Here is a 14,028-nt window from a genome sequence, read left to right as displayed (position 1 = left end):
TTTACTGTACTTTTTGATACACATCTAGCTGTTTTAGCACTTCAATTAGTTTTACCTTATTTTCAGGTGATAGTTCCTTAACGGGTCCTAACGTAACCCCTGCATTAACCCCTACAAGGTTTAACGCTTCTTTCATGACCACAGGGAAGCTGCCCAACCCAAAAGCTAATCGTAAGGGAGCAAGCTTAAATTGAAGCTCCCTTGCTTTCTCAAACTCACCCGCTACATAAGCATCGTAAATCCCTGCTACAATCGCTGGCGCTACATTTCCAGTACTAGCAATTCCACCCGTGCCACCATAACAAAGATTTGCAAAAATTAATGTATCTCTTCCAGCTAAAACATGAAACTCCTTACCTTGGGTGCGTCTAATGTACTCTGCCATCTTTGTCATATCTCCACTGCTATCTTTAATTCCGATAATATTATCTACTTCAGATAGCTCTACACATGTGTCCGGTGAAATACTAACGTTCGTTTTTTCATCATTTCCATATAAAATGATAGGTAGGCTAGTAGATTTAGCGATTGCTTTATAATGCTCTTTCAGTTCTTCTTGATTCGGTGTGACAAAATATGGGGTTAAAACAGATACCGCAGAAATCCCTCCAACTTCCTCCGCTAAACGCGCCGTTTTGATACAATCTCTTGTTGTAATCTCACTTGCCCCTGCATAGATAGGGACACGTCCTGCTGTGTGTTCAACTGTAATTTCCAATACTCGTTTTTTTTGCTGATCACTTAAGCCATAAATTTCTCCCGTACTACCTAACACAAAGACTCCATGTACCCCACCTTGAATGGTATAATCAATTACTTGACGAAGCCCATCCTCTATTAAATTCCCTTGTTCATCCAATGGAGTCACAAGGGCTGGAATTACCCCTTTAGGCTGAAACATATAAATTCCTCCCTTTAAACATTTTTTATACCGGAGTATTCACTCCATTGTCCGCATGCTTTGTTTTTCTACTTTGTACTAGTGAATACACAATGGAAATAAGGATTAGTCCCCACAGAACTAGAGCAATAGGTCCTTTGGTGAAAAAGATTGTCAAATCTCCTCCACTTCCTTTTAGAGAATCAATAAAATACTTCTCTAAATCTTTCCCAAGGATGAATCCGATCAGGAATGGCGCTACTTGAATGCCTATCTTTGTAAATACAAAGCCAGCTAATCCAAATAAGACCAATGTCCAAACATCAAAAATCACTCCGTTGTTAATGGCATAGGCACCGACTACACACATCACAATGATGATAGGATAAATAATTTGTTTAGGAACATACACTAATTTGGCCATGTATTTGATTGCCAAGAACATCATAAAGAACATAATGACATTTGCAATAAGCAGAGCGTAGACAATTCCACCCCATAGATCAGGATTTGAAGTAATAAATAGTGGTCCGACTTGGATTCCTTGAAGTAAGAAAGCACCTACTAAAACAGCGGTTGTACTGTCTCCAGGTATCCCTAATGATAAGAGAGGAATTAATGCCCCTCCCGTTAAGCCATTATTCGATGCTTCACTTGCAATGACACCTTCAGGCTCTCCTTTTCCTAACTTTTCAGGATGCTTAGAGAAGTTTTTCGCTTGGGAATAAGCTAGAATTGAAGCAGCACTTCCCCCCACTCCAGGGAGGATACCAACAAAGGTACCAATTGCAGAGGATCGAATGGTATTTATCCATTGACCATTAAACACCTTAAACGAAAATTTATCCTTTTTACTAAACTCAAACTTTTGATATGGAGAAGACTTCATGCCTGTTTCGGCTTCCTGCAAGATTTGAGTTATCGCAAAAAGCCCGATAAGTACTGGTAATAGGGCAAAGCCATAATATAACTCATTCTCTATAAACGAAGGGACTAATCTCAGTTGGTTATTGTCAGCAAAGAAACCAATTAAGCTTAAGTACACCCCAAGAAAACCACTAAATATACCACCTAATAAGCTACCACTAGATAATGAAGCAATAACGGTTAAGGCAAAGAGGATAATCAGAAACTTTTCCACGGATGAAAAGTCTATCGCTACTGAAGCGAGAACTGGTGCAAAAAAATATAGTATTGCTAAACTAAAGATTCCACCAATTAACGATGCTGTAATCCCTACCTTTAGCGCACTTTCTCCTTGCCCTTTTTGTGTCATCGGATAACCATCAAAAGTGGTACAGATCGAGGAAGGAGTTCCCGGAATATTCATTAAGATTGCCGGTACCAATCCCCCGCTAATCCCTCCCACATAGAGACCAAGTAATAAACCGAGAGAGTCAATTAAATCAAGTGCATATGTGATGGGTAGAAAGATAGCAATAGCCATCGTTGCCGTCATCCCTGGTATAGCCCCAAATATAATTCCTACAAAAACCCCAACTATACATAGAGTGATAGACAAGGGTGTTAAAATCTCAAACGCTTCCACAGTAATCACCGCCTTTACGGTAGAGTAATATCAAATAAGTATCCAAAGAAAAACCATACAAGAACCGACGTCGTCACTGAATTCACCAGTGAGATGATCAAAGTATTACGCTTCACGTCTCCTCTTAACAGGATCGTTAAAACAAACATGAAAATAATCGATGCAGCAATAAAACCAATTACTTCAAGGAAAAACACATAACCAAGTAATAAAAGAATGGTCCCGAAAAACTTCAACTTATCAAAGTTTTCTACCATGATTCTATTAAATAATTTTTTGCTACCTCTATTTTTCATTCTCTGTAACACTTGTTGTACAAGAATCGCTAGCAACAAGATGATTAAAATGGTCTGTATAATTTTTGGAAAGATTAGATGGTACTCACTATACGTAATTTCCATGGTGAACAAATCTTTCATTTTTATTTCACCTGCCCTTACATTCCTTTGGTGATTTTTATTATAGGAAGTACCACAAGACAAAGTGGTACTTCCTACTTTTTTATTAGTTAGCAGTTATTTCATTTAGGTCTGGACCATTCTTAATGATTTTACTTAGAATATCTCTCTTTTCAGTAAGATGAGCTTCTGCTTCTTCCATTGGAATATGGTTTACAACGAAAGCGTTTACACCTAGATCCTTAGAATAATCCGGATTTTTTACTACCTCAGCGATTGCTTGATCTAATTTGTCTACAAACGCCTGATCGATTTCTTTAGGTAAAAGGAAGAAGTATTCTTTGTCAAAGGTAAATTCCTTTCCATCCACTTTAATACCTTGCTCCGCGAAAGTTGGAATTTCGTAACCTTCTAATCTCTTAGAAGAAGTAATACCAACAAATTTCATCTTAATCTTGTCTTCTACTCCCTCTTCTGTATACTGTGCATTGGATGAAACAGAACCATGAATAATATCAACATTTCCATCCCATAACGCTTGATCTTTATCACTTTGGGAACCAGTTACGTACACCTTGATACGATCAGAAACTTCTGTACCGTACTCTTCTTTCACCCATAAGTAGTAAGCGTCAAACCCAATTTGAGATACACCACCAGCTTCAATTGCTACCTTTAGTGTTTTATCCGGGTTGCTTTTTAGCCATTCAGCGGATTCAGCCATTGTATCAAAAGGAGCATCCGCCTTTGCTAGGAATGCATTTCCTGGATTTAAGGCAACAACTGGTCCTACTGTCCAATTTTCTAAAGAGTACTTTTCATCAAAGCTACCATATTCTACTCCTAGATAAGCCATGTCATGGAAAAACATCACTGAACTTCCATCTGTTTTTGCTTTTGCTAGCTCATCAAAGGCACGATTGGCTCCAACGGCATCCACTTTTGCATTTGTATCTAGTTCTTTTTCTAAATATCTTGTAACTGCATCAGCGTTTTGATAAGTATCTCCACCTGTGGAACTTGAACCAATTAATACGCGTACTCTAGAGACATCAACCTTCGTAGAATCCTCATTGCTAGAAGCTTCTTCTTTGCCACAACCAGCTAAAACAGCACCTAGTACAAGTACAAAAAGCATTATCCATACTTTTTTCATTAACAAGCACCCCTTTTTATAATTTCGTAAACGCTTACTATTTATCAGAAAAAAATCTACTTTTCTAATTATTAGTTATTAAAAGGTCAGTATCACTTAATATCCCCTTCATGAATAAAGCAATATTTCTCGCTTGGTTATACAAAAGTTGCTCAGCATTGTTCATGCATTCCTCGAGAGATATCGGTCCCACTGTTATGGAATGGCAACTCATAAAATAGTCACGGAGTTTCTCATATCCTTCGCCCAAGCTTCCAGAAAGCAAGATGGTTTTGACACCTTCTTCATTTGCAAGGTTGGCTATATAGATAGGTACTTTACCGAATAGTGTTTGAAAATCACTTTGTCCTTCTCCCGTAATAACAAAATCTGCATTCTTTATGGAATGACTTAATTTCGTAACTTCGGCAACAATTCTCGAACCAGATTTCATTATTCCATTTAGCATAAGAAAGGCAAAACCTAATCCACCTGCAGCACCAGCACCATCTATGTGTTTTAATTCCGTACCTAACTGATTTTCAACAAGAAGAGCGTATTGTTTCATGGCACAATCAAACTCTTCCAGTTTGTCGTGTTCGATCCCCTTTTGAGGACCAAAAACATAGGAGGCACCATTCTTTCCACAAAGAGGGTTAGTAACATCGTTCGCAATTGTAAACTTGCATTCTTTTAAAAGGGGATGTAATGTTGATAAATCCACCCTTTTTACATGAAAAATTGATTCTCCAACTGGTGGCAGCGTCTCCCCTAAATTATTAAAGAATGTTGCACCAAGGGCTTGAAGCATTCCCATGCCACCATCATTGGTCGAGCTTCCCCCAAGTCCTACAATGAATTCTCGATATCCACCTTCCATGGCATGTAAAATCACTTCACCAATTCCGTATGTAGTTGTATGCTTTGGGTTACGCTCCTGTAAAGGAACCATTGGTAATCCCGAAATAGCCGCTACTTCTATTACAGCTGTTTTTCCATCTCCTAAAACACCAAATTCTGTTTCTATTGATTGTTGCAAAGGCCCCCTTGCTTTGACCTTAATTCGGTTCCCTTTTGTTGCAAAAACAAGTGTTTCTAGTGTGCCTTCACCTCCGTCAGCCATTGGAATGATTTCTACATCTAGATCTGGTAGTTCCCTACTAAAGGCATCCTTGATAATCGTCCCAACTTGAAGGGCTGATAAGCTACCTTTATAGGAATCTGGAGCTACTAGAATTTTCATAGTCCCACCTTTTTCTCTGAATATTAGAACAATTTAATTAAACTATATAATCGTAGGTGAAATCATCGGGTACCCGCACAAAATATCTTGAGAAATAAAAATAATAGTTGTGCAGCTGCACAACTATTATTTAAAGGCTAATTTTTCTATTACTAATAACACTCGTAATAGTAAGGCATCATGAAAGTTTTTTGGATCCAAACCAGTCTTTCTAGAAATACTGTCTAACCGATATAAAAGCGTATTTCGATGAATATGAAGCTCCTCTGCAGTAACTTTCATGTTTAATGCGTTATTATATAAGACTTCCAATGTATGTATCTGCTCCTCATTTAAGGTAACTTCTTCTGGTAAGTATTGTGCATAAAAACTCTTTAACGTTTCTTCAGGTACTTGTTGAAATAGAGTAATTATCCCCCAATCCGAAATATGAGCAACTTCGTTAGGTTTAGGAAACTTCTCGAGCAATTTTAAACTATCACAAGCTTCTAAATAGGATTTTCGATATCCTTCTATTCCATTGTAGGATCCACCAATTCCAATTTTAACCTTAACTCCTTGGTTTAAAAAATAGGTATGAATAGAATCAGCAGCAGTTTGGTAGTTAATTTTTGAGGGCGGTACGGCAATGATACAGTTATCGTCCTCTAAAAAGCTAGAAAAAACAATGGAAGGAAGAAGTGTTTTTAATTGATGTAGACGCTCGTCTTTCTTCTTCCTGTTCTTTACCACTTCCTCCATGTCTTGATGTTTCATAATTGGTAAAAAATCAGTAAACCGAATAAGGAAAATACTAATATTTTTTTGAAAATCAAGATTTAAATAATGCAATCCATCCGCTTCAAGTTTTGAAGCATGAAAGTGACTTGGATGCACAAAATCCAACACCCATTTTTCCGCTAGCTTATTCTCATATTGTAGTTGATTAAATAGTTCCATTTCCTGAAGCATAACTTCAACAGTTACTTTTAAAATTTGAGCAAATTGTATAACATCATTCGGTTCCCCCGTAACCCCTATACAACCAATAATTTCCTTCTGTATTTCTATTGGTAAATTAACACCTGGCTTTGCTCCAGGAAAATGGGCTTCATCTTCAGAATAAATAAAGATTGCTTTTTTTGTATCAAAAACCATCAATGCCCCTTGGTGAATCTGATTTAATCTTGAAGAGTCTGTGCTACCAACAATCACCCCATCACTATTCATAATATTAATATTATAGTTTAAGAGTTTTTTTAGCTTAACTAATATTGAATGTGCTACTTCAGACGTTATTCGCATTCTATCACCTGCCAGATAAATGTAACCGTTTACTCATGTTTATTAAAATACCATAGTTTCTGAAAATTCCCAAGATTTTTTATCAGTTTGATTAGCTCAAAAAAACAAAGTAACTACCTAACCGTAGCTACTTTGTCAATTGTTATATAAACTTCTACTCTTGCTAAATGATTTGTTACACTTTTGCATTTGCTTGAGCCACTTCAGTGTACAGCTCTACAACACGTGCCCCAACCTCTGAAGTAGAAGCATAACCACCCAAATCTGGAGTAAGTATAGAACCCTCTTCTAGTGTTTTCTCAATGGAATGGAGAATCTGCTTCCCAATATCCTCAAAACCGAAGAAGTCAAACATTTGGCTGGCAGACCAAATAGCGGCTAGAGGGTTTGCAATTCCCTTTCCAGCAATGCCCGGTGCTGATCCATGAATCGGTTCAAACATGGAAGGGTACTTTCTTTCTGGATTAATATTAGCTCCTGCGGCCAATCCTAATCCGCCTGCCAGTGCAGCTCCCAAATCGGTTAGTATATCTCCAAATAAGTTTGAAGTTACTACCACTTCAAATCTCTTTGGGTCTTTAATCATAAACATGGCTGCTGCATCCACTAAATAGGAGTAGGTTGAAACATTTGGATATTCCTTTCCTACTTCCTCAAACACTTGATCCCAGAATACCATTGAATAGTTCAAAGCATTTCCTTTACTAATACTAGTTAAGGTCTTTCCTTCTCTAGATGCCGTTTCAAACGCGTAACGAATAATACGCTCGGTACCTACTCTTGAAAAGACACCTGTCTGGAGAACCACTTCCTGAGGTTTTCCTTTGAAAAGCCAGTCACCAGCTCCTGCATACTCTCCCTCACTATTCTCTCGGATGAAGAGCATATCAATCGTTTCTTTACTTCCTCCTACTATGGGACAAGGAGCACCATTTAATAGGGTAATAGGGCGAATATTTACGTACTGATCAAATTCTTTTCGAATTCGTAAAAGGAGATCCCAAAGGGAAATATGATCCGGAACACCTGGATAGCCAACTGCCCCAAGATAGATGGCATCATAGCTTTTTAGCTGCTCGATACCGTCTTCATCCATCATCCTCCCATGCTTCAAATAATATTCACACCCCCATGAGAAATGCGTAAACTGAAATTTCATTCGTCCATCCAATTCGGCTATTCTATTCATTAGCTTGATTCCTTCATTAATCACTTCGGGACCAATACCATCACCTGGTATGACGGCAATCTTAAAGGTTTTCATGATAACCAACCTTCCTATAATATTAACTTTTAAATTATTAATCTTCGAGGTTCACTACAACTGTTACCGTTTCAACAAGTTCCTGAATGGCGTAAGCTGGACCTTCCTTGCCATTCCCACTTTCTTTTACTCCACCATATGGCATCTGATCTGTCCGGAAACAGCAAGTATCGTTGATTACAACTCCACCAACTTCAAGAAGGTATGGAATTTTATAAGAAAGACTTAAATCAGATGTGTAAATACCAGCTTGAAGGCCATATTTTGAATCATTCACCAATTCAATCGCCTCTTCTAAGGTTTCGTACGAGGTCACAGTTACTACTGGGGCAAACACTTCCTCGTCTGACACTTTCATTCCCTTTTTTATATTTGTAATTACTGTCGGATAATAAATACTTCCCTCACGTTTTCCGCCTGTTAGTATTTCTGCACCAGCAGATGCAGCTTCCTCTACCCACTGCTCAATTCGCTCCGCTTCTTTTACACTTATCATCGGACCAACAACGGTTTCTGGGTCGAGAGGATCTCCTACCTTTAAGCGAGATACTTCGTTCAAAAATACTTCAAGAAATTTTTCTTTTACTGAGTTTTGAACAAATATTCTCTGAACAGAAATACAAATCTGTCCAGCATGGGCAAAGGCCATCTTAGCAAGCTTTGCGGCTGCTTTGTTGATGTCCGCATCTCCATGAACGATCGTAGCGGAGTTTGAACCAAGCTCTAATGTAGCTTTTCTTAGTCCAATTGTTTTTTGTATATGCTTTCCTACTGCTGGTGATCCAGTAAAAGTATAATGAGCAATTCTTTCATCCTTTAAGAGCTGTTCACCCACTGTCCCACCGCTTCCAATTACACATTGTAAGTAACCTTTAGGAACACCCGCTTGTTCTAACAATTCACATAGTTTAATAGCAATAGTGGCTGTGTCGGATGCCGGTTTTAGAATAACTGGATTACCTGCTGCTAATGCTGGTGCTACTTTGTGCACCACCAGATTCAGTGGGAAATTGAACGGTGTAATCGCAGCGACTACCCCGACCGGCTTTTTTATTGTATAAAGAAAGCGTCCTTGTACATTGTAGTTCGGTATGATTTCACCCACTAACTTTTTTGCTTCATCAGCAGCGATCTGTAGGGTAGATGCTGAACGTCTCACTTCTGCCTTAGCGTCAGTGATCGGCTTCCCCCCTTCCTTCGCAATGATTACTGCTAAAGCATCAACATCCTGTAACAATAGGTCAGCAGTTTTCATCAAAACTTGGTAGCGGAAATCTGCTGGAAACTGCGTATGTTTATGTGCATGGACCGCTGCTTCAACTGCCTGATTTATTCTCAATTCATCAGCTACACAAATTTCTGAAAATAGCTCACCCGTGAATTTGTTATACACTTTGTGTGTGTTTGACGTTTCGACCCACTTACCATCTATAAAAAGTTTTTCCGTTACAATACTCGTTTGCATTCTTTCCAGTCCCCTCTCATTTGTTTTATTATTGTTTCTTCTTTAAAGCTTCTTTCACTGTTTTAACAATATGTCCTTCAGAAAGCCCATACTTTTCAAGCAAGTCGTCATTATTCGCAGATTCAGAGTTTACATCTCTTACACCTACACGTAACATCGGTACTGGACATTCTTCAACTAGTACCTCTGCCACTGCACTTCCTAATCCACCATAAATACTATGTTCCTCAGCTGTTACAATAACTCCTGTGCTTTTTGCTGCTTTAATAATTGCATCAGTATCCAAAGGTTTGATCGTTGGCATATGAACAACCGCAACTGAAATCCCTTCCGCTTCTAATTGTTCCGCAGCCACTAATGAACGACTAGTTTGTGTTCCTGTTGAAATAATCGTTACATCTTTTCCAACCTTTAAGGTAGCTGCTTTCCCGAATTCAAATTGATATTTACCATCAACAATTACAGGATACGGATCACGTGCGATTCGTATATAGACAGGCCCTTCGTACTTATGTGCAAACTCCATCATTTGCTTCATTTCTATGGCATCTGCAGGAGCAAGAACAACCATATTGGCAAGAGAGCGGAAGATCGCAATATCTTCAAGCGCCTGGTGTGTTTTTCCTGTAACACCAGTTAATAAACCGCTATAAGCACCAATCATTTTTACATCTAGCTTTGGCTGTGCAATTTGAACTTGTATTTGGTCAATTGCCCGTTTGGACAAGAAGGCAGCAAATGTACATGCCCACGGCTGTAAACCCGTTGTCGCAAGTCCAGCAGCAACACTCATCATATTCTGTTCAGCAATTCCCATTTGTAGAAACTTCTTTGGATTGCCATTAGCCACTGTATCTAATTTGGTAGAGTTCGCTAAGTCACCATCAATCGCATATACTCGACTGGACTCTAAGGAAAATTTAAGTAGTGTATCGCCAAACACGTCTCTCATTGATACATTTTTTTGTGGAACTACACTTTTCATTACAATGCCCCCATTTCAAGTTCTTTTTTCGCCTGATTTAGCTCATCATCTGTCGGGATACGCGAATGCCATAGATATTGGTTTTCCATAAATGAAACACCCTTGCCCTTTACTGTGTTTGCAATGATCATAACTGGTTTTGTCTTAACTTCTCTCGCTTCATTGAATGCATTCTCTATTTCCTCTTGGTTATGGCCGTCAATTTCAATCACGTGCCATCCAAAGGATTCCCATCTATCTTTTGGGTCATGGATAGGGCTCTTTCTTGACTTCTCTTCTCCACTCCAACCAAATTGCTGCAGCTTGTTATAATCAAGAATGCCAACTAAATTATCTAGTTCATACTTAGAAGCAATATCCGCAGCCTCCCATACTTGCCCTTCTTGAGATTCCCCATCTCCAATCATGCAGTACGTACGGTATCTTTTACCTTGAAGCTTCGCCCCTAAGGCAATTCCCACAGCCGCCGAAATTCCCTGACCTAAAGAACCAGTAGACATGTCAAGACCAGGTAGAGTGTTCATATCTGGATGAGCCTGCAAACGGGAATTTAATGAATCAAAGGTTTGAAGTTCCTCTACCGGTAAATAGCCTCTCAATGCTAAAACTGCATAGAGACCGATCGCTGAATGTCCTTTAGATAATACAAATCGATCTCTTTCCTCACTTGTTGGATCATCTGGATTGATATTCATTTCATGAAAATATAAATTGGTTAGAATATCGGTTGCTGACATTGGACCACCAATATGACCTGCACCTGCATGATGAACGGTCTCGATAATCAGTTTCCTAGCCTCAGATGCTTTCTTTTTTAGCAGCATTATTTTTTCCTTACTTAACGATGAGTTCATAATAAAATCCTCCTTTAGTTCAAATGATTATATTTAGTTAAGCGCTTTACCAAATGGTGAAAAATAAACAAGATAAGAAGATGAACTTATCTTGCTTTTTAATCAAACAATCTTGCTATTTTAATAGAGATGGCAGCCAAGTAGAAAGTGGCGGGAAGAAAGAAATCACTAGCACGTCTACGATTAATATAAAGATTAATGGAATGACTGCTTTGGCAATTCTTACAATCGATAACTTCGTTAGCTGTGAAACCACGAATAAATCAATGCCAACTGGTGGTGTTACTAGGCCAATCGCTAAGTTACACACCATTATGACCCCAAAGTGAACAGGATCTATTCCTAAATTAACTGCAGTACCTAATAATAATGGCACAAATATTAGTATTGCTGCTCCACCCTCTAGGAACATCCCAGCCACAAATAAAATGATATTAACGATAATTAAGAAGATATATTTATTTGTTATGACATCAGATATAGAACTATAAATCATACCCGGTACACCATTCATTTCTATAAAGAACCCAAATAATCCAGCAGTCCCAATTACAATCATAATGACAGAACTGCTTATAGCGGATTTCTTCAATGTATCAGCCACTTGTTGTATGGTCAGATCTCGGTAAACAAAATACCCGACTACAAAAGAATATACAACCGCAACGACCGATGCTTCTGTTGGTGTGAATATTCCTGAATAGATTCCTCCTAGGACGATAATAGGCATTAACAAGGCTAAAATAGATTCCTTAAACGATTTAATTATATCCGGAAACGTTTTACGTTCTTCTCCAACGTAACCTCTTCGCTTTGCAATTATTAAGGCACTTATCAGTAGAGAAAAAGTAATCAATAATCCTGGAAGAATTCCAGCTATGAAAAGATCGCCAATTGAAACCTCAGCTGCTACTCCATATAATATCATCGCGATGCTCGGTGGGATAATAATACCTAGAGCACCAGCTACCGCCTGGTTGGCAGCTGCATATTCAATTTTATAACCTCTGGCTACCATGGCAGGAATCAGTATAGATCCAATAGCGGCCGTAGTTGCTGCTCCCGAACCAGAAATAGCTGCAAAAAACATGGATGTAACAATTGCCACCATGGCTAATCCACCGGTAAAATGGCCAACTAGGGAACTAGCGAAATTAACTAGTCTCTTTGACATACTCCCTGCACCCATTAAATTTCCAGCAAGAATAAAGAAAGGGATCGCCATCAAAGGAAAGGAATTCATAGAAACAAATATTCTTTGAGGAACTATCTCCAAAGGAAGGGTATCATGCATCCACACGCCTAATACCGTTGACAGACCCAAAGAAAACGCGATCGGTACACTTAAAAATATGAAGACAAATAGAGAGACAAAAAATACTGGTAACATCCCATCACTCCTTTCTTCCTAGAAACTGTTCTAAGATACATGTAATCGTATTTAATAGAAGCAGTAAGCCTCCAAGAGGTAAGGAAAGGTAAATAAAGAACATTGAAATTCCTGTTCCAGGAGCGATTTGATTTCCGAAACTTTGCGCTACCTTCCACCCATAGAACATTAAGACGATATAAAAGAAAGTCGATATAAAATGCACTAAGATAATTAGCCATTTTTTAGCTTTTCCTTTTAGAACTTCCGGAAGAATTTCCACGGATATTAACTCGTTATCTCTAAGAGCTAAGGAAGAGCCAATTAAAATCATTAAAATCATCAAGAATCGTGACAGTTCCTCTGACCAAGCCAGCGAGGAGCCTACTACGTATCTTGCAACTACTTGCCAGAAGATAATAATCGTCATAAATGCCAATATGCAGGCTAAGGCATATCCAAAAAATTTGTTCAGCTTATCGATGGTTCGAATATACATTCCGCTTATACTCTTCATTTTTCCAACTCCTTAAAGGAGAGGACAATATTTCACCGTTCATATTGCCCTCAAGAAGATCTTAATACTTAAAATTCTGTACCTTTTCAATCATTTCCTCACCAATCTTAGGTGCCCATTTCTTATATACAGAATCGGTCTTTGCTTTAAACGATTCCTTATCAGGTTCTGTCAACTCCAAGCCCTGTTCTTTAAGAAAATCAGCTGCTGCACTAATTTTGTCATCGTTTGCTTGTCTTCCAATTGGTTCTGCATGCTCAGCTGCCTTAATAACAGCCTCTTGTTGCTCTGGTGTAAGACTATCAAACGTTTTCTTACTAATAGAAATCGGACCTGGGGAATAGCGGTCTCCTAATAAAGCGACATGGCTTTGAACTTCGAAGATCTTTGATGTTTGAATGGTTGCCAAAGAGTTAGAATGGCCATCAATAACCCCTTGTTGTAATCCGGTAAAAACCTCAGTCCATGCCATTGGTGTAGCATCCGCTCCATATGCTTTCCATGCATCAATCTGCAACTCATTTTCCTGCACACGAACTTTTAAACCTTTTACGTCTTCAACACTATTAATAGGTTTATTTGAAGATGTTGCAACAAAACCATTTTCAACCCAACCAAGTACTTTTACATTTGTTTCTGTTTCAAATTTTTGAGCAAGTTCATCCCCTATTTCACCATCTAATACAGCTCGAGCGTGTTCAAGATTATCAAAAAGGAAAGGAAGATCAAACATATTAAATTCTGAAACCCAGTTACCCATTGGCCCAGCAGATTGAACAGCCATATCCAATGAGCCCATACCCATTAATTCAAACACTTCTCGTTCTCCACCAAGCGAGTTATTATAGTGAATTTTTACGGTTAATTGATCGTCGGTTAACTCTTCTAATTCATCTTTGAAAGCCTTTGCTGCCACATCGAACTTTGCGCCTTCTGGCTCAGGTATACTTAAATCCAATACGATTTGTTTTTTTTCTGAAGCATCAGCATTGGCAGACTGAGTTTCTGACCCACCCCCGCATCCTGCTAACGCCATTGCTAGTACAGCTGCCAGTGTAGTCCCTTTTACCAGTTTCTTCATTTTC

Annotated in this window: 13 protein-coding genes; all 13 read right to left on the bottom strand. The window is 38.6% G+C overall.

Annotated elements, in window-relative coordinates; all coding sequences use genetic code 11:
• Window position 1: 1 nt before the first annotated feature.
• On the bottom strand, window positions 2-901 hold the full coding sequence (gene dapA / locus ACGLXV_RS07465) for a 4-hydroxy-tetrahydrodipicolinate synthase (protein ID WP_391558123.1): 900 nt from the start codon (window positions 899-901) through the stop codon (window positions 2-4).
• Window positions 902-926: 25 nt separating this feature from the next.
• Window positions 927-2,429 (bottom strand): tripartite tricarboxylate transporter permease, encoded by a 1,503-nt coding sequence (locus ACGLXV_RS07460; RefSeq protein ID WP_391558122.1) that lies wholly within the window; start codon window positions 2,427-2,429, stop codon window positions 927-929.
• A 14-nt stretch (window positions 2,430-2,443) separates the two neighbouring features.
• On the bottom strand, window positions 2,444-2,848 hold the full coding sequence (locus ACGLXV_RS07455; RefSeq protein ID WP_391558121.1) for a tripartite tricarboxylate transporter TctB family protein: 405 nt from the start codon (window positions 2,846-2,848) through the stop codon (window positions 2,444-2,446).
• Window positions 2,849-2,933: 85 nt separating this feature from the next.
• The gene (locus tag ACGLXV_RS07450; RefSeq protein WP_391558120.1) at window positions 2,934-3,983 is read right to left on the bottom strand and encodes a tripartite tricarboxylate transporter substrate-binding protein; all 1,050 of its coding nucleotides are present in this window, start codon (window positions 3,981-3,983) and stop codon (window positions 2,934-2,936) included.
• A gap of 64 nt (window positions 3,984-4,047) precedes the next feature.
• A complete protein-coding gene (locus ACGLXV_RS07445) occupies window positions 4,048-5,205 on the bottom strand; it encodes a glycerate kinase (RefSeq protein WP_391558119.1) in 1,158 nt (385 codons plus the stop codon).
• 126 nt (window positions 5,206-5,331) lie between these two features.
• Window positions 5,332-6,489, bottom strand: a complete 1,158-nt coding sequence (locus ACGLXV_RS07440; RefSeq protein WP_391558118.1) for a CdaR family transcriptional regulator — start codon at window positions 6,487-6,489, stop codon at window positions 5,332-5,334.
• 175 nt (window positions 6,490-6,664) lie between these two features.
• Window positions 6,665-7,753, bottom strand: a complete 1,089-nt coding sequence (locus ACGLXV_RS07435) for a tartrate dehydrogenase (RefSeq protein WP_391558117.1) — start codon at window positions 7,751-7,753, stop codon at window positions 6,665-6,667.
• A 37-nt stretch (window positions 7,754-7,790) separates the two neighbouring features.
• Window positions 7,791-9,218: an aldehyde dehydrogenase family protein gene (locus ACGLXV_RS07430; RefSeq protein ID WP_391558116.1), complete on the bottom strand. Its 1,428-nt coding sequence runs from the start codon at window positions 9,216-9,218 to the stop codon at window positions 7,791-7,793.
• A gap of 28 nt (window positions 9,219-9,246) precedes the next feature.
• On the bottom strand, window positions 9,247-10,203 hold the full coding sequence (locus tag ACGLXV_RS07425) for a transketolase family protein (protein WP_391558115.1): 957 nt from the start codon (window positions 10,201-10,203) through the stop codon (window positions 9,247-9,249).
• The gene (locus ACGLXV_RS07420) at window positions 10,203-11,057 is read right to left on the bottom strand and encodes a transketolase (protein ID WP_391558114.1); all 855 of its coding nucleotides are present in this window, start codon (window positions 11,055-11,057) and stop codon (window positions 10,203-10,205) included. The genes ACGLXV_RS07425 and ACGLXV_RS07420 overlap by 1 nt, the downstream gene beginning before the upstream one ends.
• Window positions 11,058-11,172: 115 nt before the next feature.
• Window positions 11,173-12,447 carry a TRAP transporter large permease subunit gene (locus ACGLXV_RS07415; RefSeq protein WP_160547918.1) on the bottom strand — a complete coding sequence of 425 codons (1,275 nt, stop codon included), beginning with the start codon at window positions 12,445-12,447 and terminating at the stop codon, window positions 11,173-11,175.
• A 4-nt stretch (window positions 12,448-12,451) separates the two neighbouring features.
• Window positions 12,452-12,943: a TRAP transporter small permease gene (locus tag ACGLXV_RS07410; RefSeq protein WP_119708591.1), complete on the bottom strand. Its 492-nt coding sequence runs from the start codon at window positions 12,941-12,943 to the stop codon at window positions 12,452-12,454.
• A 61-nt stretch (window positions 12,944-13,004) separates the two neighbouring features.
• Window positions 13,005-14,024, bottom strand: coding sequence for a TRAP transporter substrate-binding protein (locus ACGLXV_RS07405; protein WP_391558113.1), 1,020 nt, complete (start codon window positions 14,022-14,024; stop codon window positions 13,005-13,007).
• Window positions 14,025-14,028 lie beyond the last annotated feature (4 nt).

It is taken from the genome of Robertmurraya sp., from assembly GCF_036676585.1.
GTDB lineage: Bacteria > Bacillota > Bacilli > Bacillales > Cytobacillaceae > Robertmurraya_A.
The sequence above is the reverse complement of the archived record's forward strand: the minus strand, read 5'-3'. Positions and strand labels throughout refer to the sequence as shown.